Origin of the sequence: Paractinoplanes ferrugineus (assembly GCF_016862195.1) — a bacterium.
Lineage (GTDB): Bacteria > Actinomycetota > Actinomycetes > Mycobacteriales > Micromonosporaceae > Actinoplanes > Actinoplanes ferrugineus.
Genome location: NZ_BOMM01000047.1, coordinates 190,891 through 212,847, shown reverse-complemented (window position 1 = coordinate 212,847; position 21,957 = coordinate 190,891). Strand labels below are relative to the sequence as shown.

General features: G+C 70.7%; 19 protein-coding genes and 1 pseudogene. 11 read left to right on the top strand and 9 right to left on the bottom strand.

The genetic code is table 11. The features are described 5' to 3' along the window. The first annotated feature begins 22 nt into the window (after window positions 1-22). The 7 genes from Afe05nite_RS25385 to Afe05nite_RS25355 are packed head-to-tail and all read left to right on the top strand — an operon-like array spanning window position 23 to window position 5,638. Complete coding sequence (locus Afe05nite_RS25385; protein WP_203819702.1) at window positions 23-364, top strand: hypothetical protein; 342 nt, start codon at window positions 23-25, stop codon at window positions 362-364. Next, complete coding sequence (locus tag Afe05nite_RS25380; RefSeq protein WP_203819701.1) at window positions 361-1,350, top strand: ferritin-like domain-containing protein; 990 nt, start codon at window positions 361-363, stop codon at window positions 1,348-1,350. The genes Afe05nite_RS25385 and Afe05nite_RS25380 overlap by 4 nt, the downstream gene beginning before the upstream one ends. A gap of 19 nt (window positions 1,351-1,369) precedes the next feature. Then, a complete protein-coding gene (locus Afe05nite_RS25375; protein WP_203819700.1) occupies window positions 1,370-1,711 on the top strand; it encodes an acyl carrier protein in 342 nt (113 codons plus the stop codon). Window positions 1,712-1,715: 4 nt separating this feature from the next. Then, window positions 1,716-2,669, top strand: coding sequence for a transglutaminase-like domain-containing protein (locus Afe05nite_RS25370; protein WP_203819699.1), 954 nt, complete (start codon window positions 1,716-1,718; stop codon window positions 2,667-2,669). After that, window positions 2,666-4,144, top strand: coding sequence for a class I adenylate-forming enzyme family protein (locus tag Afe05nite_RS25365; protein ID WP_203819698.1), 1,479 nt, complete (start codon window positions 2,666-2,668; stop codon window positions 4,142-4,144). Before Afe05nite_RS25370 ends, Afe05nite_RS25365 begins: the two co-directional genes overlap by 4 nt. Next, on the top strand, window positions 4,141-5,394 hold the full coding sequence (locus tag Afe05nite_RS25360) for a type III PLP-dependent enzyme domain-containing protein (RefSeq protein ID WP_203819697.1): 1,254 nt from the start codon (window positions 4,141-4,143) through the stop codon (window positions 5,392-5,394). Before Afe05nite_RS25365 ends, Afe05nite_RS25360 begins: the two co-directional genes overlap by 4 nt. Beyond that, a complete protein-coding gene (locus tag Afe05nite_RS25355) occupies window positions 5,378-5,638 on the top strand; it encodes a phosphopantetheine-binding protein (RefSeq protein WP_203819696.1) in 261 nt (86 codons plus the stop codon). Before Afe05nite_RS25360 ends, Afe05nite_RS25355 begins: the two co-directional genes overlap by 17 nt. Before the next feature lie 41 nt (window positions 5,639-5,679). Here the strand turns inward: Afe05nite_RS25355 and Afe05nite_RS25350 are convergent, their stop codons facing one another. The 4 genes from Afe05nite_RS25350 to Afe05nite_RS25335 are packed head-to-tail and all read right to left on the bottom strand — an operon-like array spanning window position 5,680 to window position 12,258. Then, window positions 5,680-7,374, bottom strand: a complete 1,695-nt coding sequence (locus Afe05nite_RS25350; RefSeq protein WP_203819695.1) for an acyl-CoA dehydrogenase family protein — start codon at window positions 7,372-7,374, stop codon at window positions 5,680-5,682. Further along, on the bottom strand, window positions 7,364-9,181 hold the full coding sequence (locus Afe05nite_RS25345; RefSeq protein WP_203819694.1) for an ATP-binding cassette domain-containing protein: 1,818 nt from the start codon (window positions 9,179-9,181) through the stop codon (window positions 7,364-7,366). Before Afe05nite_RS25345 ends, Afe05nite_RS25350 begins: the two co-directional genes overlap by 11 nt. Continuing rightward, window positions 9,178-10,986 (bottom strand): ABC transporter ATP-binding protein, encoded by a 1,809-nt coding sequence (locus Afe05nite_RS25340; RefSeq protein WP_203819693.1) that lies wholly within the window; start codon window positions 10,984-10,986, stop codon window positions 9,178-9,180. Before Afe05nite_RS25340 ends, Afe05nite_RS25345 begins: the two co-directional genes overlap by 4 nt. Before the next feature lie 3 nt (window positions 10,987-10,989). Next, entirely contained in the window at window positions 10,990-12,258 is a 1,269-nt protein-coding gene (locus Afe05nite_RS25335; RefSeq protein WP_203819692.1) for an aspartate aminotransferase family protein, read from the bottom strand. A gap of 230 nt (window positions 12,259-12,488) precedes the next feature. On the opposite strand from Afe05nite_RS25335, the gene Afe05nite_RS25330 reads away from it, so the two are divergent. The 3 genes from Afe05nite_RS25330 to Afe05nite_RS25320 are packed head-to-tail and all read left to right on the top strand — an operon-like array spanning window position 12,489 to window position 17,723. Further along, window positions 12,489-15,449: an AMP-binding protein gene (locus tag Afe05nite_RS25330; protein ID WP_203819691.1), complete on the top strand. Its 2,961-nt coding sequence runs from the start codon at window positions 12,489-12,491 to the stop codon at window positions 15,447-15,449. Then, a complete protein-coding gene (locus Afe05nite_RS25325; protein WP_203819690.1) occupies window positions 15,433-16,527 on the top strand; it encodes a glycosyltransferase family 2 protein in 1,095 nt (364 codons plus the stop codon). Before Afe05nite_RS25330 ends, Afe05nite_RS25325 begins: the two co-directional genes overlap by 17 nt. 56 nt (window positions 16,528-16,583) lie before the next feature. Continuing rightward, entirely contained in the window at window positions 16,584-17,723 is a 1,140-nt protein-coding gene (locus Afe05nite_RS25320; RefSeq protein ID WP_203819689.1) for an inositol-3-phosphate synthase, read from the top strand. Window positions 17,724-17,777: 54 nt separating this feature from the next. On the opposite strand, the gene Afe05nite_RS25315 is transcribed toward Afe05nite_RS25320, so the two are convergent. The 5 genes and pseudogenes from Afe05nite_RS25315 to Afe05nite_RS25300 all read right to left on the bottom strand — a co-directional run bounded on the left by Afe05nite_RS25315 (window position 17,778) and on the right by Afe05nite_RS25300 (window position 21,431). Continuing rightward, the gene (locus Afe05nite_RS25315) at window positions 17,778-18,350 is read right to left on the bottom strand and encodes a DJ-1/PfpI family protein (RefSeq protein WP_203819688.1); all 573 of its coding nucleotides are present in this window, start codon (window positions 18,348-18,350) and stop codon (window positions 17,778-17,780) included. A 16-nt stretch (window positions 18,351-18,366) separates the two neighbouring features. Beyond that, window positions 18,367-18,651 (bottom strand): annotated as a pseudogene (locus tag Afe05nite_RS44970) (helix-turn-helix domain-containing protein); the annotation flags it as partial. Next, window positions 18,651-19,130, bottom strand: a complete 480-nt coding sequence (locus Afe05nite_RS44965) for a DJ-1/PfpI family protein (protein WP_369077027.1) — start codon at window positions 19,128-19,130, stop codon at window positions 18,651-18,653. The gene Afe05nite_RS44965 and the pseudogene Afe05nite_RS44970, both read right to left, overlap by 1 nt. Window positions 19,131-19,273: 143 nt before the next feature. Next, entirely contained in the window at window positions 19,274-20,335 is a 1,062-nt protein-coding gene (locus tag Afe05nite_RS25305) for a hypothetical protein (RefSeq protein ID WP_203819686.1), read from the bottom strand. A gap of 124 nt (window positions 20,336-20,459) precedes the next feature. Next, window positions 20,460-21,431 (bottom strand): helix-turn-helix transcriptional regulator, encoded by a 972-nt coding sequence (locus Afe05nite_RS25300; protein ID WP_203819685.1) that lies wholly within the window; start codon window positions 21,429-21,431, stop codon window positions 20,460-20,462. A gap of 98 nt (window positions 21,432-21,529) precedes the next feature. Between Afe05nite_RS25300 and Afe05nite_RS25295 the strand changes: the two genes are divergently transcribed. Next, window positions 21,530-21,928 carry a VOC family protein gene (locus Afe05nite_RS25295; RefSeq protein ID WP_203819684.1) on the top strand — a complete coding sequence of 133 codons (399 nt, stop codon included), beginning with the start codon at window positions 21,530-21,532 and terminating at the stop codon, window positions 21,926-21,928. Window positions 21,929-21,957: the final 29 nt, after the last annotated feature.

The window sequence follows — 21,957 nt, the reverse complement described above, 5'->3', positions numbered from 1 at the left end:
GCCGACAGCGGAGGGACCAAGGATGACGAATTCCACCGCGGAGACCGCCGACGATCCCTCCGTCCGTGCCACGGTGCACGAGACGGTGGTGCGTGTGGTTTCCGCCTGGGCGCCCGATCCGGCCATGGCCGTGCGATCGGAGGACCACCTCATGGACAACCTCGAATTCAGCTCGCTCCGGCTGGTGGAGCTTGCCTTTATCCTGGAGGAGCTGTTCGTCATGGACCCGGCGACGATGGGCGAGGCACCACCGGTGGGTACGGTCGGCGACCTGGCCGCCTTCCTGCTTGAGAAGGTGGTGGGCGGCGACGCCGAACTGCCCGATGCGGACAGCATCGATTCGCTGATCGAGAGCATGCGATGAGCCCGGTCGCCTCGTCGCCGAGCCAGGACTTCGGGCCGGACCGGATCCTGGCCGTCAAGTCCTCGATCACCACCCGGTTCGACTGGGACTACAGCACCAAGTCCCCCAAGCTGCGCGCCCTTTACGAAAAGGGCAAGGCCGCCCAGTGGAACGCCGTCACCGACATCGACTGGACGCCGCAAATGCAATTCGGCGCTCCGCTGCGCCCCACGACGGAGTTGCGTGGCTCCCACGCGCGCCGGCCGGCCGGGTTTCCGCTGCCGGAAGATATGTGGGACATGTACCGGTGGGAGTACCACTCCTGGATGACCAGCCAGTTCCTGCATGGGGAGCAGGGCGCCCTCCTCGCCACCGCGCGGCTGGTCGAGACCGTGCCCGACCTGGACGACAAGTTCTATGCCGCGTCGCAGGTCGTCGACGAGGCCCGGCACGTCGAGGCGTTCTCGATGTACGTCGAGCGGCTGGGCCACCACTACCCGATCAACCCGGCGCTGCGCAGCATGCTGTCCAACGTGGTGACCGAGGATCGCTGGGACATCATCTACCTCGGGATGCAGATCATCGTGGAAGGTCTGGCCCTGGCCGTGTTCCGGCTCGGGCACGCGACCTCGTTCGACCCGGTGATCCGGCAGATCACCGATCTGGTGGCCCGCGACGAGGCCCGGCACGTCGCCTTCGGCGTACTGGCCCTGCAGGGTCTCTACGACGACCTCACCTCGCGGGAGATCGCCGACCGGGAGGAATTCATCAAGGAGGCGGCGCTGCTGATGTCACGCCGCTTCCGGCTGGAAGAGATCTGGGAGCGAGTCGGGGTCGCCCCGGCGGTCGGCGTCGAGTACGCGTTGACCGACCCCGTGATGCGGGACTTCCGCAGGCTGATGTTCGCCAAGATCGTGTCCGCGCTGGCGCGGCTGGGCCTGCTTACCGAGGGCGTCCGCCGGCACCTGGAGGAGCTGGCGTTGATGCTTCCCTCCGCACACCGCTGATCCCGAGGGGAGAAGGACGATGACTGATCGGGACCTGGTGCCGGCCGGCGCCGCCGCGACGCAACAGGAGTTGGTGGAGGAGATCGTCGCGCAGTTGGTCGGCGACATCGCGCCCGACGGCGACGAGAGGCTCTCACCGGATCTGTCGCTGGTGGCCGATCTGGGGTACAACTCCCTGCTGGTGATCGAGCTCGCTTTCGCGTTGGAGGATCTGTTCGGCCTGGGATCGACCCGGCCCGAGGACGCCCCGCCGATCGGGACGCTGGGGGACCTGCAGCGCTACATCGCCGAGAAGGTCGCTTCCGGGCAGGCCACCGTGCCGGCTCCGGATGACGTCCAGCTGTTCCTGGGCACGCGGTAGCCGGATGACGACGGATGATCTTCCGCGTGGCGTGCCGCCCGGCACCACCTGGGACGAACTCGCCCACCTGGTCGAGAAATTGCGCCGGATCCCCGATCGGGTCCGGATTCTCGACCGGACGCCACACTGGGCCTGGACGCGGCTGCGGCTGCGGCCCGAGCTTCTGAGCTGTCTGACCGAGCTCGGGCTGCCCCGCCGGACCGCCGAGGACGGACTGCTCTATGACCGCTACGACCTGGCCAACAGTGCCATGCAACTCGGGCAGGGGCCGCTCGCCCGTTCCGCCCGGCGGTTCTGGCCGATCGCCATGGACCGCGTCGACGCGGGGACCAGCACGCGGTACGAGATGAAGTATCAGATGCGCTGCCCGGACCCGGGACACGGACCGGTGTGCCACTACCTGCTGACGCTGCCCGGTGGGGAGGTGGTGGCGCGGGACGTGCCGGCGGGGGAGACGATGCCCGACGTCACCGTCGAGATCGTTCCGGAGATCGACTGGCCCGAACTTCCCGACCGGATGCGGGCCCCGCTGGCCGCCGTGGGTGAGCTCGATTTCATGCTGCTCCGCGAGGAGATCCGGCGGGACCTGTCGTTCGTACGGGACAGCGGATTGGCCGACTGCGCCGGGACGGCGATCCTGGTTGTCGAGGAGGCCCGCAAACTCGGGCTGCGGGCACGGGCGTCGTTCGGCTGCGTGGTGGCTCCTCCGTTCGGGGTCGAGCACTACTGGGCCGAACTGCTGGTCGGCGATCGGTGGCTTCCGGTGGACCCGGTCCTGATCCGGCAGATGGTGGTGTGGGGGGTGCTGGACGGCGACCGCTGGCCACCGCATCGGTCCATCGGTCCGCTGGTGGCCCGCATCGGAGACCTCGGTGTTCCGCTCGTGCGTCACGAGGGCGAGGAGATTCCGTCCACCCTGCCTGTCCGCCTGCTGACCGAGCCGGTCGGTGCGGCATGACCGGCCCGCTCGTACCGGACCTGCTGGACGACGCGGCCCGGCGATGGCCTGGGGCGGCGGCGATCTCCGACGGTTCGCGCCGGTTGAGCTACGCCGAACTCGAAAATCTGAGCCGGATCGCGGCCGGCCGGCTGCATCGCAGCGGCGTTCGGCCCGGCGACCGGGTGGTTCTTCGCCTGCCCGGCGATGTGAACTTCGCCGCGCTGCTCTTCGGAGCGTTGCGGCTCGGGGCGGCGGTCGTACCGATGAACCCGGCGCTGAACCCGTACCTGCTGGAATGGATCGTCGAGGATGCGGCGCCGGCGCTTCTGGTGACCGGCACCGACGACGTCCCGGTGATGCGGGGCCGGTCCCGGCCGCCGGTGCTTTGCCTGCCGCCCGGCGAACAGCTGTCCGGCGCGGCCGTGGCCGACGCGGATCTTCCCCGGCCGGCGTCGTCGGGCGTCGCCCTGTTGATGTACACCTCGGGCAGCACGGCGATGCCCCGAGCCGTGGTGTCCAGGCACGACCAGATCCGGTTCGTCGTCGCGGCGATCGCCGCCCGGCTGCGCTACACCGCTGAGGACGTCGTCTTCAACCGGTCGCCGGTCTCCTTCGACTACGGGCTTTATCAGTTGTTCCTTTGTGCCCGGGCGGGCGCGAGGTTGGAAACTCGGCCGGGCCTCGCCGAGGTTCGGTTGCTGTCCGAGATCCGGGCTACCGGGACGACCGTTCTGCCGATCGTGCCGACCGTGGCGGAGATTCTGTTGCGGCTGTCGGCCCGCGACACCCGGCCGACGTCGGTACGCATGATCACGAATACCGGGGCCGCGCTCACGGGCGGGCTCGCCGCCGGGTTGCGCAAGACGTTCCCGCGGGCGGCGGTCGTACCGATGTACGGCATGACCGAGTGCAAGCGGATCACCGTGGCGGAGCCGGACGAGGACCTCGATCATCCCGGCACCGTCGGCCGGCCGCTGGACGGCACCGAGGTCACGGTCGTGGACGACGAGGGGCAGCCTGTCCCGGCCGGCACCGTGGGTGAGATCTGGGTTCGCGGCCCGCACGTGATGGCCGGCTATTGGGACCGAGCCGCCCTGGCGGCCCGGCCGTTCGCCGGAGCTTCGCCGGCCGACCCCGTGTTGCGCACCGGCGACTACGGGCACGTGGATCGGGACGGACGGCTGTACTTCGCCGGCCGGCGCGACGACATCTTCAAGCGCAAAGGGGTCCGGACCAGCGTGCAAGAGATCGAGGCGGCGGCGCTGGACGTCCCCGGTGTCCGGGCCGCGGCGGTCCGCCGCCCGAACGACGACGGCGAGTTCGTCGTCTGGGTTGCCGGCCAGGTCGAGCCGGAACAGGTTCTCGCCGGTGTCCTGGCCCGGTTGGAGCGCGCCAAGATGCCGGACCGGTGCGTCGTGCTGCCGGAACTGCCGACCACCCCCAACGGCAAGGTGGACAAGGCCGGTCTGGCCGGACGGCAGTCCGTTCGATGAGCGCCGGTACCCGGCTCAGCGGCACGCTGACCGACATCGCCCGGGAATACGGCACTCCGGCTTACGTCTATCGGCTCGATGCGGTCCGGACGGCTGCCGCCGCTCTGCGCGCCGCTCTTCCGCCCGCCGTCCGCGCCTATTACTCGGTCAAGGCCAACCCCCACCCGCTCCTGGCCGCGGCCCTGGTCTCGGCCGGGTTCGACCTGGAGATCAGTTCCATCGGTGAGCTGGCGGTGGCCGCGACCACCGGTACCACCGGCCGGAGTCTGTACACCGGGCCCGGCAAGACCGAGGAGGAACTGGTCGCGGCGCTCCGGGCCGGCGTGCGGCTCTTCTCCGTCGAGTCGCGGACCGAGCACGATCGACTGCTCCGGCTCACCGACCGCACGGAGGCGACCGATGTACGGCATCTGGTGCGGCTCAACCCGGCCGGTGCGCAGGCCCCGGCCGGGCTCCGGATGGCCGGCGCCCCGTCGCAGTTCGGGGTCGCGGTCGAGCAGCTGGAAGCGGGGGAGCCGATGCTGACGGCGGCCGGCCGGCTGCGTTTCGCGGGCTTCCACCTCTATTCGGCGAGCAACGTTGCCGACGGCCCGGCCCTGCTGACCGAGCTCTCCGGTAACGCGGCCGTCGTGGCCGCCGTCGCCCGCAACACCGCAGCGGTGCCCGAGGTGGTCGACATCGGCGGCGGGTTCGCCGCTCCCTTCGCCGTACCGGGAGCCCGTACGGCTTACCCGGACCTGCGCGCCGGCCTCGCCGCGGCCCTCGACGCGCATCTGCCCGGGTGGCGGTCCGGTGAGCCGGCTGTCGCCGTGGAGTCCGGTCGCCATCTGGTGGCCGAGGCGGGCGTGTTGCTGACCACCGTGATGGACGTCAAGACCACCGGTGGGCAGCGCTACATCGTCTGCGACGCCGGGGTGAACGCCCTGGGCGGGATGTCCGGCCTGGGGCGTCTGCTGCCGCCGCGCGCTCAGCCGGAGCGGCACGAACCCGGTGGTCAGGAGGGTGTGTTGGTCGGTCCGCTGTGTACACCGCTGGACATTCTGAACCGGCGGGTCGAGCTCACCGAGCCGGCTGTCGGCGATGTTCTGGCCATCCCGAACACCGGTGCCTACGGGTTGACCGCAGGACTCGTGGCCTTCCTCGGCCGGCCGATGCCGGTCGAGGTGGTCCTGGACGGGACGGACGTGGCCGGTGCCCGCCGGCTGATGCTCTCCGAGACGGAGGTCGGGTGTCGTGAGTTCCTGGGATAGCGCATTCGAGGAGCTGCTCCGGCAGTTCCTGCCGTTGCTGCCGGAACGGAACCCAGTCACCGCGGATCTCGACCTGGTCGCGGCGGGACTGGACTCGCTCGGCCTGGTCGAGCTTCTGATCCAGATCGAGGAGACCTACGAGATCCGGCTCGCCGACGAACTGGTCGCCCAGGAGACGTTCGCCACGCCTGATCGGCTGTGGTCGGTCGTCTCCCAGCTGCGCCTGGGTTACCTGCCTCGCTAGGTCGATGCGGGGAACCCGTTCCGCATCAACGACTCACGCCACTAGGCGGATACCCGTGCGCGTACCCGGTCACGGCATGCGGTGGCCGGGTCCACGGTGTCGGTGGCCTCGATGGCCAGCCGGGACAGCCGATCGGCCAGCCGGTCGCCCAGCCAGGAGATCGCGTATCGGGCCGCGTCCTCGTCCGGCTCGGCCACCGGTCCGAGGCCGAATTCCCGGCGCGCGCCGGCCAGGGTCAGCTCCGCCGTGGCGAGCAGTGCCTCCAATTCGGCCAGCACCCCGGTCACCTCGAACCGCATGGCCTGACCGGCGGTCCAAGCTCCGCTGGACCGGGCCGCACGCACCACCGTGTCGAACGAGGCCACCAGGTCGGCGACGCGCGCCGCCATCGGGTCCGCCGTCAATCGCACCAGATCGCCGCATCGGGCGCTCAGGGCCGGGGCGTAGGGGCGCCAAGGCCGGGCGGCCTGCGACCGGATGGGTTGCGGCTCGGCGGTGTAGCTCGAGCGGAGCTGCTCGAAGGTACCCGGACGGGCCTCTCCCGCAGCGGCGAAACGCGGCGGGTACCAGCTCAGGTCCTCCAGCATGACGTGGCTGGTGCCGTCGAACACGCCGTACAGCAGGATGTCGCGGACGAACCGGGAATACCCGGAGTCGTCGAGCAACGCTCGCGCGCCCAGGACCTGCCGGCCCTCGGAAACCGCCTCCTCGGCGAACCGGCAGCACGCGTACTTGGCCGCGGCCGAGAAGTACGCCGCGGCCGGTCCCATCGCACCGGCCAGCAGGCTCGCCTTGATCGCCAGGGCGGCCACCACCACGTCCAGCGCGGCCATCCGGGCGCAATGGTCCGCGATGGCGCCTAGCCCGGCGATCGGCTGACCGTAGACGTCGCGGGTCCGGGCGTGTGACACGGCCAGCTCCAGCGCCCCCGAGACCGCGCCCGAGGCCAGGGCCGCGATGCCGGCGTGCGACATCCGGAGCGATTTCTGGATCACCGAGAAGCCGTCGCCCTCGCGCCCGACCAGCGCCGTGCGCGGGACCGCGGTGTTCTCGAACCGGACGCCGGAGATGTCCGCCGACCGTGCCGGTACCGTGCGCCAGCGCGGCAGGGCCGGGGTCGTCGCGTCCCGGTCGACCAGGAACACGCTGAAGTCGCGCAGGACCTCCATCGGCCGGTCGGCCGGTGACCGCCGGGTTCGCATGAACGTGACCAGCATTTCGTGCTCGGTGCCACCGTTGATCAGATGCTTCTCACCGATCAGCCGGTAGCCGTCGTCGGTCACGGCCGCGCTCGCCTCGTTGCGAAGGAGGTTCGAGCCGTGCGCGAGCTCGGTCAGCAGCATCGCCGCGGATCGGCCCGCACGCAGGCGGCGCGTCACCTGCTCGCATTGCTCCGGTGATCCACCCAGATAGACCGGGAGCAGGGCCAGGGCGTTGACCCCCACAGTGATCGCCAGACTGCCGCTTCGCCGGGCGGTGAGCACGTTGAGAAGGCCGAGATGCGGACTGGTCGCACGGTCCGGTACGAACAGCTCCGCCAGGCCGTGCCGGCGCATTCCCGTCAGCACTTCGCGTGGGTACTCACCGGCGGTCTCGGCCGCGGCGAGCGAAGCGGTCGTGCCCGGCTCGGCCAGGTAGCCGTCCAGCGCCTCGAGAATCTCGGTCAGGCCGGAATCGGCGGACGGCCGCCGGTCGGCCGTAGGGGGCGCCAGTCGCTGCCACGCGCTATTCGACACGTTCCCGATCCCCGTTCCCGATGACGTCGGATTTCCCGGCGAAGGCCTTCTTCTGCAGTTGGAACATGGCGGCGTACCGGCCGCCGGCGGCCATCAGTTCGCGGTGGTCACCGACCTCGGCCACGGCGCCGTCGTGCAGAACGACGATCAGATCCGCCAGCCGTACGGTGGTCAGCCGGTGCGAGACGAGCAGGGTCACCGAGCCGCCCGCCCGAGCCGCCTCGACCTGCCGGACGAACCGGCGGAAGAGATCGAATTCGGCCTGTGGGTCGAGCGCCGCGGTCGGCTCGTCGAGAACCAGGAGCAGCGGCGAACGGCGCATCAGTCCACGGGCGAGGGCGAGCCGTTGCCACTGGCCGATTGACGGGTCCACACCGCCGAAGGCGCGGCCCAGCCGGGTGCGGAACCCCTGCGGCATCGCGGCTACGAACCGGTCGGCGCCCGCGTCGACGGCCGCCCGCTCGACCGCCGCCGCGTCGTGCAGGCGGGGCAGGTCGCCGACCCCGATACCGACGTACACCGGGAGGAGGAAGCTGGTGAAGTCCTGCATCACCCCGGAAACCCGGGACTGCCAGCCGCGTGGGTCGTACTCCCGCAGCGGCCGGCCGTCCACCCGGATCTCCCCGCCGGTGGGCTCGTGCAGACCGGCGAGCAGTTTGACCAGGGTGCTCTTGCCGGCGCCGTTGTCACCCACCAGCGCAACCGTGGTGCCCGGTGGGATCCGGAGGTCCACGCCGCGCAGCGTGTCACCGGGCGCACCGGGATAACGGAACCGAAGGTCGTCCAGGACGATGCCCTCGGCGAGGGCCGCCGGCGGCTGCGCCCCGCCCCGCCGCTGATCGCGCGCATAGCCTCGCAGCCACCAGTAGTGGTCGGTCAACCGGCCGTTCTCCGCCAGCCGGCCGACGTCCTCGAGCGCGAAGCGGATCTGTGACTGGAGTTGCACGGTGAGGGAGAAGACCAGCACCGCGTCGCCGAGGCTCGCCTGACCCCGGCTGGACAACTCCGCTACGAGCAACAGCGCCGCGACGATGCTCGCCGTGAACACCGCCCAGCCGACGCTCTGCCAGCCGACCGCTGTGGCCTGGGCGTTCCGTTGCCGGACGACCGATCGTTCCCACAGTTCGTCCGCCCGTCGGTTGAGTTCGGCGCCCCCGCCGGTGACGAACAGCTCCTTGGCCGAGCCGGGACGGGTGCACAGCTCGTGCAGCAGCTGTTCCTGCCGGTGCAACTCGGTGCATTCGTCCTGCGCCCGGCTCAATGCCGCGGTGGCCCGGCGACCGGCCAGCAGCGGTGGCAGGGCCAGCAGGGTCAGGGCGGTCAGCAGCGGATGTACCGAGGCCAGCAGGACGACGCTGACCACCACGCTCGCGCCGGCGGCGACCGCACCTAGCGCGGTCCACGGCAGCCACGCGAGCGCGTTGCCGGATCGGCGCAGCCGTTCCAGCCGATCCAGTTGTTCCGGGCGGCTCAGGTGAGTGATGGTCGGCACGCCGGAGCTCAGCTGCTGGATCTCCGTGGTGACGGCGATGGTGACCCGCGTGGTCAGGTAGAGCAGCATGTTGGTCTGCACCCGCGAGCCCGCCCCACCCAGGGCGAAGGCGAACGCACCCAGGGCCACGGCTGCGACGACGCCGTTCCGGTTGCCCGCCGCCGAGCTGTCGACCAGCCAGCGCTGGCTCAGGCCGGTCAACGCGACGATCGACGACCGGGCGAGGAGCAGCGCCGCGGCGGTGACGGTGGTCCGGCGATCCGCTCGCAGGGACAGACGGATCATGTGGACCAACAAGCGCCACTGCCGGTTCACCGGTGCTCCTCCTGGAACGGTTCGGCCTGGAGTCGGAAGAAACGCGCGTAACCGCCGTCGAGCGTCAGCAGTTCGCTGTGGGTGCCGCGCTCGGCGACCTGGCCGTCCCGTAGCAGCACGATGCGGTCGGCGTGACGGACGGTGGAGAGCCGGTGGGACACCAGGATCGCGGTCGTCCCGGAGACCGACCGGATCACGCGTCGGTAGAAGTCGGCCTCCGCGGACATGTCGAGATGCGCGGTCGGTTCGTCGAGCACCAACAGGTGGCGTCCGGCCTGCCGGGCGTACAGCAACCGGGCGATGGCGACCTGCTGCCACTGTCCGCCGGACAGATCCACGCCATCGGCCCCCTCGGCCCAGAGGCGGGTGTCGAGGCCCGCCGGGAATGCCGGATCGCGGTCGTCGCCGCCGGCGGCCCGCAGCGCGGCGCGGACCGCGTCGTCGTCCTGTTGCCCGGGTGCGGACAACGCGATGTTGTCCCGCAGGGTTGACGGATAACGGATGAAGTCCTGGAAGAGGACGCCGATTCGCGCCCGCCAGGCGTGTGGATCCATGGTGGCGAGATCTTGGCCATCCACCGTGATCCGTCCCACGGTGGGCCGGTACAGACCGCACAGCAGCTTCACCAATGTGGTCTTACCGGCCCCGTTCTCGCCGACGAGCGCGACCGTTTCGCCCGGCCGCAGAGTCAGTGTCAGCCCGGCGAAGACCGGCCGGTCGGCACCGGGGTAGGTGAAGCCGACGTTCTCGAAGCGGATCAGCGGCGGAGCCGACCCCGTCGGCCGGGGAACCACGCCGACAGCGGCCGCTGTCCCGAACCGATCGGTGAGCCGGTCGAGCGCCCGCATCGCGTGCAGGCCGTACTCGATGTCGAAGGCCTCCTGGCCCATCGCGGTGATCGCGAAAAGGCTTACGGCGAGGAGCAGACAGGCCACGAGGCGGTCGGCCGGAAGCGTACCGGCGAGTGCGGCGGACGCCGGCACGGCCAGCGCGGCCACGGCACATACGGCCAGCACCAGCACGGTCCACCATTGCCGCCGGAGCACCGGCCACATTCGCCGCCAGGTCGGCGCGGCCGAGGCGAAGGCGGCGCCGCGGAAGCGGCCGGCGAGCCAGTCGCCGAGCCCGAAGACGCGGATCTCGGCGGCGCCGCGGACCGCCAGCTCGGAGAGGTAGTAGACCATCCGCTGGTCCTGGGCGCGCGCGTCGAGCGACTTGGCCAGCGCGGTCCACTGCCTGCGGATCACCGAGCGGATGAAGAGCGCCACCACCAGCAGCGCGACCGCGAGGACCGGGAAATAGGCCGCCAACAGAGCCGTCGAGGCCAGCGCGGACAGCACGCGGAACATAATGGTGAGCTGCCCGGTCGCCGCACTGCCGAGCGAGCGGCTGCGGCCGAGCGCCGAGTCGCGGTCGGCGCTGCGCATGGCGTCATCGGCGAAGTCGGAGTTCTCCAGGTGGCCGATGCCGTCGGGGGCCAGCGCGAGCCGCCGCACCGCCGACCGCACCGAGGCCTCGACCCGCATCGCCACGACGTGCGCGAGCCCTTCCCGGCCCTGGTCGCTGATCTCACCCACCAGGAGCAACACCCCCAGCACGACACAGGGCACGAGGGCCGGGCGTGGCGCGTTCATCGCCTCGACGACCAGACTCGCGGCGTATGCGGTCAGTGGTGGGGTGACCGCCGCCAAGAGGTGGACCGCGCACAGGCCGAGCGTCGCACCGGACGACGAGCGGCCCAGCAGGCGGAGCAGACGGATGCGTTCGACGATCAGGGAGCGGACGGCCTTTCCCGCCTGCGGCATCGGTCAGGCCCCCGCCTTCGCCGGCACATCGGCGAGAGCCCGATCGACCAGAGCCAACGCATCGGCGAGATCGGTGTCCGTGGCCACCAGCGGCGGAAGCAGACGCAGGACTTCCGGGCGCCCGAGGCACGGTGACACGAGCAGACCGGCGCGGGCCAGACCGGTCATCACCTCGCCGGTCACGCTCCCCGAGGCCAGCTCGATGCCCCAGAGCAGCCCTTGGCCGCGTACCGCGCGGACGACGTCGCCGTGCCGGTCGGTCAACCGGGCGAGACCGGCCGCCATGACGGCCGCGATCTCCGCTCCGCGGTCCGCGAGCTCCTCGATGGCGGCCAGGGCCGCCGGCACGGCCGCGCAGGCCAGTGGATTACCCGCGAAGGTCGCGGTGTGCATCATCGGGTCGGTGGCCAGGGGCGCGTACAACTCGTCGTCGCAGACGACCGCGGAAATCGCCGTCACGCCGCCCCCCAGCGGCTTACCGAGGAGGACCGCGTTCACCGGCAATCCGGCCGCGAGCGCCGACGAGGGTGAGCCGCAACGGCGCAACCCGGTCTGAATCTCGTCGGCGATGACGAATACGCCGTTCTCGCGGGCCGTTCCGGTCCACTCCGCGAGAACCGCCGCCGGCAACGGCTGAACACCGTTCTCGCCCTGGAGGGGCTCGAAGATCAGGGCGGCCACGTCACCGGCGGCGATCTCGCGGGCGACCGCGCCGGGGTCGTCCGGCGACACATGCGTCACGCCCGGGAGCAGATGCTCCAGACCGGCTCGATAGCGAGGGTTGTGGGTCACCGCCAGGGCCCCCATCGACTTCCCGTGGAAGCCGCCGGTCACGGCGAGCACCCGGCCGCGCCCACTGGCCAGCCGGGCCAGCTTGATCGCGGCCTCCACGGCGTCGGAGCCGTTCAGTCCGAAGTAGACCCGGGGCAGGCGGTCGCCCAGATAGTGCGCCAGTGCCGCGGCCGCGGCCGCGGTCGACGGGTTGAGCAGGATGCGTGACGACACCGTCATCGCGTCGAGCTGCGCACGGACCGCGGCGACGACAGCGGGATGCCGGTGGCCCAGCAGCGTCACGGCGTACGAGCCGAAGTCCAGCACGTCCCTGCCGTCGGACAGCCGGATCCGCGCTCCCGCGGCCCGCATCTCGACGGCGCCGCCGCCGGCGAGCCGGCCCGCGACCCCCAGGCCCGGTTGCAGATGCCGCCGGACCTGCCGGAACACCTCTCGAGCATCGGGGTGGTGCGTCTCAGCCTCGGGCGGTGACAAGGTCATGCGCGTAGTCCTCCCGTGGACGAACCGGCCACGCACCGGAATCGAGCCGAGCCTAGCCGCCGCCGGACCTCCGGCTCACCGCGTTCAAGTGGCCACGTCGGGCAGTTGAACACCCGTGCCGGTCGGCGATCACCCGGATCCTTGTGCGTCCCACCGGCGGCCACCACAATCCGCTGTGTCCGCGATCCGTAGCCCGTCCCGGCGCGCTCCGCGGTTGAGGAGGATGCTCGGTGAGCACATCGGACGACAACGTGTTCGTCACTCGATTCCGGCGGGGTCTGCAGGTAGCACCGCTGAATCCCGCCCTGTGCGTAGCCGGCCGGACATTGACCTACGAGCAGGCGGATCGGCTGGCATTGCGGTGGGCGGGCGGTCTGGTCGCCCGGGCCGGCGGCCGCCCGGCCGCCGTGGCGGTCCTGGCCGGCCGCGGCGTCGAGGGCTATCTCGGTGTGCTGGCGGCGCATTACGCGGGTGCGACTGTGGTGCCGCTGCAACCCGACTGGCCGGCCGCCCGGGCCCGTCAGATGCTGGAGGCGGCGAGGGCCGGAGCGGTCCTGGCCGACGCCCAGGGCCTGGCCAAGCTGGCGGAGACCGGTCTGGACCTGCCCGTCCTGACGCCGGACACGGGACTGTGCCGTTCCGACGACCTCGACCAGCCCCTGCCGGTGACCGGTGACGCCACCGCGTACGTGCTCTTCACCTCCGGGTCGACCGGGCGGCCGAAGGGGGTGCCGCTGCCCTATTCCGCGTTCCGGCACTACTTCCGGCTGCTGGACGAGCGCTACGACTTCCACGCCGGGGACGCGTTCGCGCAAACGATGGAGCTCAACTTCGACTGCGCCATCTTCGACCTGTTCTGCGCCTGGGGTGCCGGCGCCGCCGTCCTGCCGGTGCCGCCGTCCGCCTACCGTGACCTGGCGCGGTTCGCCGCCGAGCGGGCGATCAGCGTGTGGTTCTCCACACCCTCCTCGATCGCGTTCCTGCGACGGCTCGGTGCGCTGCGCGCAGGTGCGCTGCCGGGCCTGCGGTGGAGCTTCTTCGCCGGCGAGGCGCTCCTCGCCACCGACGTCGCCGACTGGCAGGTCGCCGCGCCCAATACGGTGGTGGAGAACCTGTACGGGCCCACCGAACTGACCGTGACCATCTGCAGCCATCGGATCGATCGGGGCGCCGTTCCGGATTCCTCGGTCAACGGCGTGGTGCCGATCGGTGCGGTGCACGACGGGCACGAAACGCTGCTGCTCGACGCCGCCGGGCAGCCGGCCGTCGGCGAGGGCGAGCTGTGCGTCACCGGGCCGCAGATGACGCCGGGCTATCTCGAACCGGCCGACGACCGCGACCGGTTCCTGGAGTACGGCGACCGTCGGTGGTATCGCACCGGCGATCGGGTCCGCCGGATCGCCGGTGACGTGCTGGCCTACCTCGGTCGGGACGACGCGCAGGTCCAAGTGAAGGGGCGGCGCGTCGAGCTGGCCGAGATCGATGCCGCCGTACGTGCTCATCCCGCCGTGCAGGACGCGGTCACCGTCGCCCGCGACGCCGACGGTTCCACCGCGCTCACGGCCTTCTACACCGGGACACCGATTCCGCCGATGGAGTTGTCCGCCCATCTCCACCGGCTGCTGCCGCCCGGGGTGGTGCCCGGTGATTTCCAGCATCTGGAGGTCTTTCCCCTGAACGCCAACCGGAAGATCGATCGAATCGCCCTGGCCGGCGGGCCGGGTGCCCCCTCGGTGCGGTCGCTCGCGCCCAGCCAGGAGACGATCTACGAGTTCGCCTGGTCCTACAGCCCCGAGGACCCGGGCGCGTCCGGGGTGAACGTCATGTCCTGGACGGAATGGCCGGTGCGAATCGACGCCGGGCTGTTCCAACGGGCCGTCGACGATGTGGTGGCCCGGCAGGATTCGCTGCGCATGGTCATGGTCGACCTCGGCGCGGCCCCGACGATCCGGTTCGTCCCGGACCTTCCGGTGACCGTCGGGTGGTGGGATCTCGCCGACGAAGCCGAGCCGTCCCGGATCGAGCGTCTGACGGCGATCGGCGACGGCGTCTGGAGACGGGAGTTCGATCTGCGCAAGGGGCCGCTCTGGACGATCACAGTGGTCCGCCTGGCGTCTGACAGGCACGCCATCGGGGTGTGCCTGTGCCATCTGATCGCCGATGGCTGGTCGGTCAACCTGCTGCTGAACGAGCTCGCCCAGGCGTACCGCCACCGGGTCGGCGCCGGCCCGGCTCTGCCCCCGCTCCGCACCGGGTTCGAGCAGATCGCCGCACTCCAGGAGCCGAGGGAGGACGTGCGCACGGCCCGCGCCGAGTTCTGGCGGAGCCGGTTGTCGCCGCCGGCTGACGGCTTCCCGTTCCCGCCGCAGGCGCCGCCTCCGGGGGCCGACCTCTCGGAGCGGGCCTCGGTCCCGGTGTCGTTCAGCCGGGCGGCGACGGACGGACTGGCGAAGCTGGCCGCGCGGAAGCGCACCACCCGGTTCATCCTGCTGCTGGCCTGCTACAAGCTTTGGTTGGCCGGCTGGACCGGGTGGGAGCGCGTCGTGGTGGGTACGACCACGCACGGCCGGCGGTTACCGGGCTCGGAGCAGGTCGTCGGTCAATTCACCACCAACCTGTACCTGGCCACCGAGATCTCGCCGCAGGACACGCTCGCCGAGGTGGCTCGCCGGGTACACCAGGAGATGACCGGTGCGATGCGGCATGCCGCCTCGTTCACCGAGATCGCGCGTGCGGTGAATCCGGACTTCGATGCGGTACGCCCGTGGCCGTTTCTCAATCTCTACGACGCGTGGTTCCAGGCCACCGCCGCCAATGGGGAAATGGCCGGCGCCGCGTCGCCGGAGAACGACGGGACGAGCCGGGCGGCCCCCCGCGGCTCGCGCGCCGCCTGGGCCGGGCACCTATCGGCCTGTCCGGGGGAGATGCGCAAATGGGCGAAGCGCGGCGAACCCGGATTCATCCTCGACCAGACCGAACTCACCGGCAACTTCGTCTATTGTCCCGCGTTCTATCCGGCTGAATTGGTCAGCGAGGCGGCACACGGATTCTCGGCGACGATCGATGCGTTTCTCGCCGATCCCGGCCAGCGTGTCGAAGACCTTCCGCGATGGGTTGATCGATCTGTTGCGCCCACAGGTCTGCCCACCCAGCCCCGAGATGTGGAGGTTGTCGATGACACCCAGAGCTGATCCCACGGAAAAGTACGCCGGCGATGTCCCGGGTCTCTCCGTCATTGTCCCGGTCAAGGACCGGGTGACCGAGCTCCGCCGGTTGCTGGAGAGCATCCGGCGGACGGCCGCGGATCACCCTTTCCCGATCGAGGTCATCGTCGTGGACGATTCCGCGCCCGACGCGGCCCGGCAGCACGCGATGAACTGTGACCGGCTCGGCGCCCGCTACCTACGCGGGCCACGGCACGTGGGGGCCAAGCGCAACGTCGGCGCCCGGCACGCCGACCACGGCATGCTGCTGTTCGTCGACTCGGACTGTCAGGTGACCGACGGCCTGTTCAACCATCACTACAAGACGCTGCGGTCGGCGCCGGATCAGGTGGTGGCGGTGGCCGGGCCGACCCGTCTGATCGCCGGCGCCGGCCGGATGTTCGAGGTGGCCCGCCGGTCACGGCGACTGAACAACGCCTTCGACATGCCGCTCGAGTTCGAGTCGGTCGGCTGGGCGACCACCAGCAATCTGGCAGTGCGCAAGGAGGCCTGGAATGCGGTCGGCGGCTTCCCCGAGGACGGTTTGACCGTGGTCGCCGGCGAGGACGTCGATTTCTGCCTCCGCCTGGTCCGGGCCGGCTATCGGATCGTCTGCGATCCGGAGGCGGTCGTCCTGCACGACGCGGGCAACTCGAGCTCCTTCTCGCCGGTGCTGCGTCGCCTTTACACGTACGGCCGGTCGGGCTCCTGGCTCGGTGCCAGATACCCGGAACTACGCCGCTGGAAGGTGAATCCGATCGTGGCGGTCGCCGCAACGTACGCCTTGGCCAAGACGCTCCCGACGACCCGGCGCCGAGGCGGCCTGCTGGCCGCGGGCGTAGCCGCGGGCATCCTGGCGATTCAGTCGGTCGACAGGCGGCGCGGCCCGACGCGCGAGGAGACCGGCTATGCCGTCCTGGCCGCCCTGCTCGACTGGTCGGCGGACTGGGGTGAGGCGGTGGCCGCCGTGCAACTTCGGCGACCCGGTCTGCTGCTTACCGGCTTCGGCTGGCGCGACGATCCCGCGTTCGTGCCGCGCGCCGCGGTCCGGCCGGACGACGCCTGAGCGCTGCGGAGCTTGTCGCAACCTGTCTGTGTGCGGAAACGATTTAGGGAGCTGGTATGCGTACTGGAGTGTGGCTTGTCGGTGCCCGCGGCTCGGTCGGGGTCACCGCGATCGTCGGACTTTCCGCCCTGCGAGCGGGGCTGGCCGAAACCATCGGCTGTGTCACCGAACTGCCCCACTTCCGAGAGGCCGGCATTCCACCGCTGGACGCGCTCGTCGTCGGCGGCCACGACATCGTGGACACGCCCCTGCAGAAACGCGCTGAAGAACTCGGTGCCGCCGGAGTCGTCCCGGCAGATCTGGTATCGGCGATGAGCGCCGAGATCGCCGAGGTGGAGACCGACATCCGGCCGCTGCCCGGTGGCGCCACCCAGGCGGACATCGCCGAGGCGGTGATGGCCGACCTGACGGAGTTCCGGAACCGGCGTGCCCTCGACGAGCTGGTGGTCGTCAACGTCGCCAGCACCGAACCGCAAGCTCCCGGCGATCCGGCGCACGACGACCTGGACACCTTGCGTGCCGCCCTGCGGCAGAGCGGTGAGGTCCTCCCACCGAGCAGCCTGATCGCCTACGCGGCGTTCGAAGCGGGATGCTCCTTCGTCGACTTCACCCCGTCCACCGGCGCCCGGCTGCCCGCCCTCGACAGCCTGGCGCGGGAACGCCGCGTCCCGTATGCCGGAAGCGATGGCAAGACCGGCGAAACGCTGGTCCGCTCCGCACTCGCACCCATGTTCGCCCAGCGGAACCTCCGGGTGAACAGCTGGTCGGGGACGAATCTGCTGGGCGGGGGCGACGGCGCCCGCCTCGCCGAACCGGGGGCCAACGCGGCCAAGACCCAGAGCAAGAGCAAGGTCCTCGAGAGTGTTCTCGGCTACCGGCCGCAGGGCGTGACCCGCATCGACTTCGTCGAGGAACTCGGCGACTTCAAGACCGCGTGGGATCTGATCAGCTTTTCCGGGTTCCTCGGCACCCGGATGCGGATGGAGTTGACCTGGCACGGCTGCGACTCCGCGCTGGCCGCTCCGCTCGTGCTCGACCTCGCCCGGCTCACCGCGGCGGCACAGCACGCCGGCCGCGTCGGTCCGCTCGGCGAGCTGGGCTTCTTCTTCAAGGATCCGGTCGGCACGGCTGAGGCGAGCCTGGCCGACCAATGGGCCGGGCTGATCGAGTTCGCTACCGGCCTCGCACCCGCCTAGGACACCCGACTGCCGGACCGGCGACCTGATCGAGCCGGCCGTCCCCCACTGCCCTCAGCTCCGGGTCAGGATGAAGTCCTTGAGGCTACGGACCGCGGCGAGCACCTCGCGGGGTGCCCGCTCCGGTGAGCCGGCCTGGTAGAGCGGCTGGGGGTCGTACTCGTGAGCCAGCTGCACGGCCTGGGCGACCGCGTCGCCGGCGATGCGGCCGGCCAGGGTGAACGCCATATCGAGTCCGGCGGACACGCCGGCGGCGGTGATGTACTTGCCGTCGGTCACCACCCGCTGCGCGACAGGGACGGCTCCGAGCGGAGCCAGCTGGTCATGGGCCAGCCAGTGGGTGGTGGCGCGCCGGCCGGTGAGCAGCCCGGCGGCGGCCAGCAGGAGCGAGCCGGTGCAGACCGAGGTGGTCCAGGCGCTGGTGGGGTCCACAGCGCGCAGCCAGTCACGGATCGGACCGTCGCCCATGTGGTGGCGTTGTCCGGGCCCGCCGGGCACCACGACCACGTCCGGTCTGTCCACCTCGGACAGCATGGCGTCGGCGGTCAGTGCCAGGCTTCCGACGTCCGTGCGTACCGGCCCGGGTCGCTCGCCGACGAAGACGACGTGCGCTCCGGGCAGGTCCATATCCGCAGCGGGCGGCGATGCGCTCCAGCCCGTCGTCACCGTCGTGCAGCAGGCGGCGCGCTGCCTCCAGCCGTACGCCGTCGACGTACCGGCCCGGAGTCTGGCCGACCTCGCCGGTGAAGGCCCGCGCGAACTGGCGCGGCGACAGGCTCGCCCGCCGGGCGAGAGCCGGCACGCTGAGATCCGCGTGCGGGTTGTCGGCGATCCACCGCTGCGCCTCGCGCAGTCCCGGCCGCGCCGCCAGCTGCGCCGACAGCTGGGTGCTGAACTGCGCCTGGTTGCCCGGCCGGCGCAGGAACATCACCAGATGCCGGGCGATCTCCAACGCGATCTCCCGCCCGAGGTCCTCCTCGACCAGCGCCAGCGCCAGGTCGATGCCGGCCGTGACGCCCGCCGAGGTGGCGATCGGCCCGTCGCGGACGAAATGGGTTGTGGATCCACCTCGACGTCCTGATATCTCCGCGCCAGACTGGCGCACATCCGCCAGTGGGTGGTGGCCCGGCGCCCGGCGAGCAGCCCCGCCTCGGCCAACAGGAACGCGCCGCTGCACACCGAGGCCACCCGCCGCGTTCGCGGCGCATGCCGCCGCAACCAGTCCACCACCGCGGGGTCGTTGCTGCGGGTCCCTTCGCCGCCGGGTACGACCACTGTGTCCGGCGGCGGCGCGGCGGACAGGTCCAGGTCGGGAACCAGGGTCAGGCCGCTTGACGTACGCACCGGAGTCCCGTCGGGGCCGGCCGTCACGACCCGGTAGGCCCCCGGGCCGGCGCCGGTGAACACTTCCAGCGGACCCGTCACATCGAGGCTCTGCACACCCTCGAAGACTATGATCAACACGTCGCGGCCCGTCACGGACTCAGCTTGCTGGCCGCACGCGCCGACAGCAATGTCGTAGACCCCACCTTTCCGGCCACCCGCCGGCCTTACCCCGTCGCTCCCACCTCACCGGATGCCCGAGTGGATCCCGTCCGCAGGATGCTGCTGGCCAGACCGAGCAGCAGCAGGTCGACGACGACGCCGGCGACCGCGGTGAAGGGGGATGCGGCGAAATGGAACACCTGCGTGATCAGCAGACTGCTCAGCGCCGAGCGCTGCAGCCATTCCACGGCGGTGCGTCCGTCGCCGGCCCGCCACCGCCACAGTCCGAGCCCGATGAACGCCACGGAGACGGCCGTTCCGGTCAGCGTGCCCGCGGTGATGAGACGGTACGACTCACTCGCGCGCCACAGGGAGATGACGACGACGGCGGCTCCGAGCGCCTGCAGAACCAGCAGCGCCGTCACCACCGTGACCGCGAAACGGGACGACGCCACCCGCGCCAGGGCGGCCGCGATCCGCCGCCAGAGCACCTCGAAGCGTTGCGGTAGGGGGGAGACGCGCGGTTCCACGTCCGCCAGCAGGTCCCGCAGTTGCTGTGCGCCGCGCACGTCGCTGATCGAGTCCAGGGTGCGCAGGACTTCTTGCCGGCGACTGTCCGGCAGCCGTCCGGCCAGCCCGTCGACGAGCACGTGGGCGGCGTTGGCGACCTTCTCCCGGTCGCTCAGGGGGCGGCGGTGGCGCCCGACCTGGGCCGTCACGACGAGTAACACGAAAACGACGTACATGATCGCCGGGGCCGGCCCGAAGAAATAGTCGTTGTCGGCGGTGACGAACTTGCCGACCTCGTCGAGGAACAGCCCGAAGCCCACCCCGCCCACCAGCGCGGCCACCGGCCGCGGTCCGCGGCCGATGAAGGCGAATCCCATCACCAGCGCGGCGAGCATCAGCAGGCCGCCGGGAAGTACGTGGGCGACGTGCAGCCCGCTGTCGCCGCCGATCTGCGGGTAGCCGGTCAGGGCCAGATAGCCGCGGGTGATCATGATGGTCGAGACGGCCGAGACGACGAATGTCGTCAGGTGGACGGTTGCCTTCTCCGATCGCACGAGATCCAGGTGCAGCTGCTGCCGCACCTGTCGAGCTGCGGTTATCTTCTTCGGCGAGGGCACCGGCCGACGATAGGCCGACCCGCCGACCGGGGTGTCGCCCACCCTGGTGCGTCCGGAGCCGGGTCGTCCGCGCCGAGTCTGTGCGCGGCGCATCGAGTCCGGTGACCCCGTGTTCGAGGATGCGTTACGACAACGTCCGTCCTGAAGTCGCCAGCCGGTCAGCGAGCGCGATGACACGGTCGCGGAGCTCGGCCGGGCGTTCGATGACGAACGGCAGGTCGAGCGCGGCGAGCACGGCGGGCAGCCAGTCGAGACTTTCCGCCCGGATCTCCACGGACTGCCAGCCTTCGTCCTCGTCCTCTCGCACCTCGGCGAGGCCGGCCGGTAGCCTGGTGCGGATCTGCTCGAGTGTTCCTCGTATCCGCAGCGTTACCGCATGCTGGTACGGCGCTTGTGCCATCGAGGTGAGAAGGCGCCTGGCGGGATCGTTTCCGGCGGGCGGCGGCTCGAACGAGCCAGGAAGTGTTCTCGCGTCCACGATCCGGTCGAGCCGGAACGTCCGATCCTCGCCGACCTCCGGATCGGCCCCGGTGACGTACCACCGGCCGGCATGGTTGACCAGCCCGAACGGATGCAGCACGCGAGCGCTCTGCCGGCCGTCACGCGAGGTGTATCGGAGCGAGATCGGCCGGTGATGGCGGACCGCGTCGGCGACGGTGAGTAAGACACCTGTCTGCGGCGCAGGGAAGTCGCCGGGTTCGGCGGTGAAAGCGAGGGATTCGAGTACGGCGTCCAGCCGATCCGCGATCCTCGGCGGCAGGACGCGACGAATCTTCGCGGCGGCCGTCTCGCCCGCCGTACCCGTTGCCGTCGCCAACCCGGCGCGTCGGCCGGCAACCAGGCCGAGCAGGACGGCCAGTGCTTCGTCGTCGCTGAGCATCAGCGGCGGCAGACGATATCCGGCGGCGAGCCGATACCCGCCGTAGCGACCCCGCACCGACTCGATCGGCACCTCGAGGTCGACCAAATGACCCACGTAGCGCCGCACCGTGCGCGGTTCGACACCCAGGCGCTCGGCGAGTTCGGCCATCGTCCGGACGCCGCCGGACTGCAGGAGCTCCAGCAGCGTGAGTACCTGAGCTGTCGGTCGTGCCACGGCTCGAACTCTACTGCGAGTACTGGACCAGATCTGTCCAGTATTTGTTCTAGCGTAGGTCTCGTCTCCGACACGACCGTACTGAGCAGGGAGAAGACATGGACTTCGTCTCGATCCGCATCATCACCGGCGACATCAAACGCCTGGTCGACTTCTACGAGAACATCACGGGCGTGCAGGCGGCCTGGGGCAACGAGGACTTCGCCGAGTTGCGCACCACCCACGGCACGCTGGCGATCGGCAGCACCCGCACGGTCCCGCTGTTCGCGCCCGGCTCGGCCCGCCCGGCCGACAACCACACCGTGATCATCGAGTTCCTCGTGGACGACGTGGACACGCTCTACGAGAAGCTGAAGAACGCGGTTGCGGACTTCGTGAACGAACCCACGACCATGCCCTGGGGTAACCGCGCCCTGCTCTTCCGCGACCCCGACGGCAACCTGGTCAACTTCTTCACCCCGGTGACCCCCGAGGCGATCGAGAAGTTCAGCCGCTGACCGGATCGCCGCAGCGTCGGCGCTGCGGT

Coding starts and splice junctions, on each gene's coding strand:
- Afe05nite_RS25385 (WP_203819702.1), top strand. CDS start 23: ATGACGAATTCCACCGCGGAGACCGCCGACGATCCCTCCGTCCGTGCC.
- Afe05nite_RS25380 (WP_203819701.1), top strand. CDS start 361: ATGAGCCCGGTCGCCTCGTCGCCGAGCCAGGACTTCGGGCCGGACCGG.
- Afe05nite_RS25375 (WP_203819700.1), top strand. CDS start 1,370: ATGACTGATCGGGACCTGGTGCCGGCCGGCGCCGCCGCGACGCAACAG.
- Afe05nite_RS25370 (WP_203819699.1), top strand. CDS start 1,716: ATGACGACGGATGATCTTCCGCGTGGCGTGCCGCCCGGCACCACCTGG.
- Afe05nite_RS25365 (WP_203819698.1), top strand. CDS start 2,666: ATGACCGGCCCGCTCGTACCGGACCTGCTGGACGACGCGGCCCGGCGA.
- Afe05nite_RS25360 (WP_203819697.1), top strand. CDS start 4,141: ATGAGCGCCGGTACCCGGCTCAGCGGCACGCTGACCGACATCGCCCGG.
- Afe05nite_RS25340 (WP_203819693.1), bottom strand. CDS start 10,986: ATGCCGCAGGCGGGAAAGGCCGTCCGCTCCCTGATCGTCGAACGCATC.
- Afe05nite_RS25335 (WP_203819692.1), bottom strand. CDS start 12,258: ATGACCTTGTCACCGCCCGAGGCTGAGACGCACCACCCCGATGCTCGA.
- Afe05nite_RS25325 (WP_203819690.1), top strand. CDS start 15,433: ATGACACCCAGAGCTGATCCCACGGAAAAGTACGCCGGCGATGTCCCG.
- Afe05nite_RS25320 (WP_203819689.1), top strand. CDS start 16,584: ATGCGTACTGGAGTGTGGCTTGTCGGTGCCCGCGGCTCGGTCGGGGTC.
- Afe05nite_RS25315 (WP_203819688.1), bottom strand. CDS start 18,350: ATGGACCTGCCCGGAGCGCACGTCGTCTTCGTCGGCGAGCGACCCGGG.
- Afe05nite_RS25295 (WP_203819684.1), top strand. CDS start 21,530: ATGGACTTCGTCTCGATCCGCATCATCACCGGCGACATCAAACGCCTG.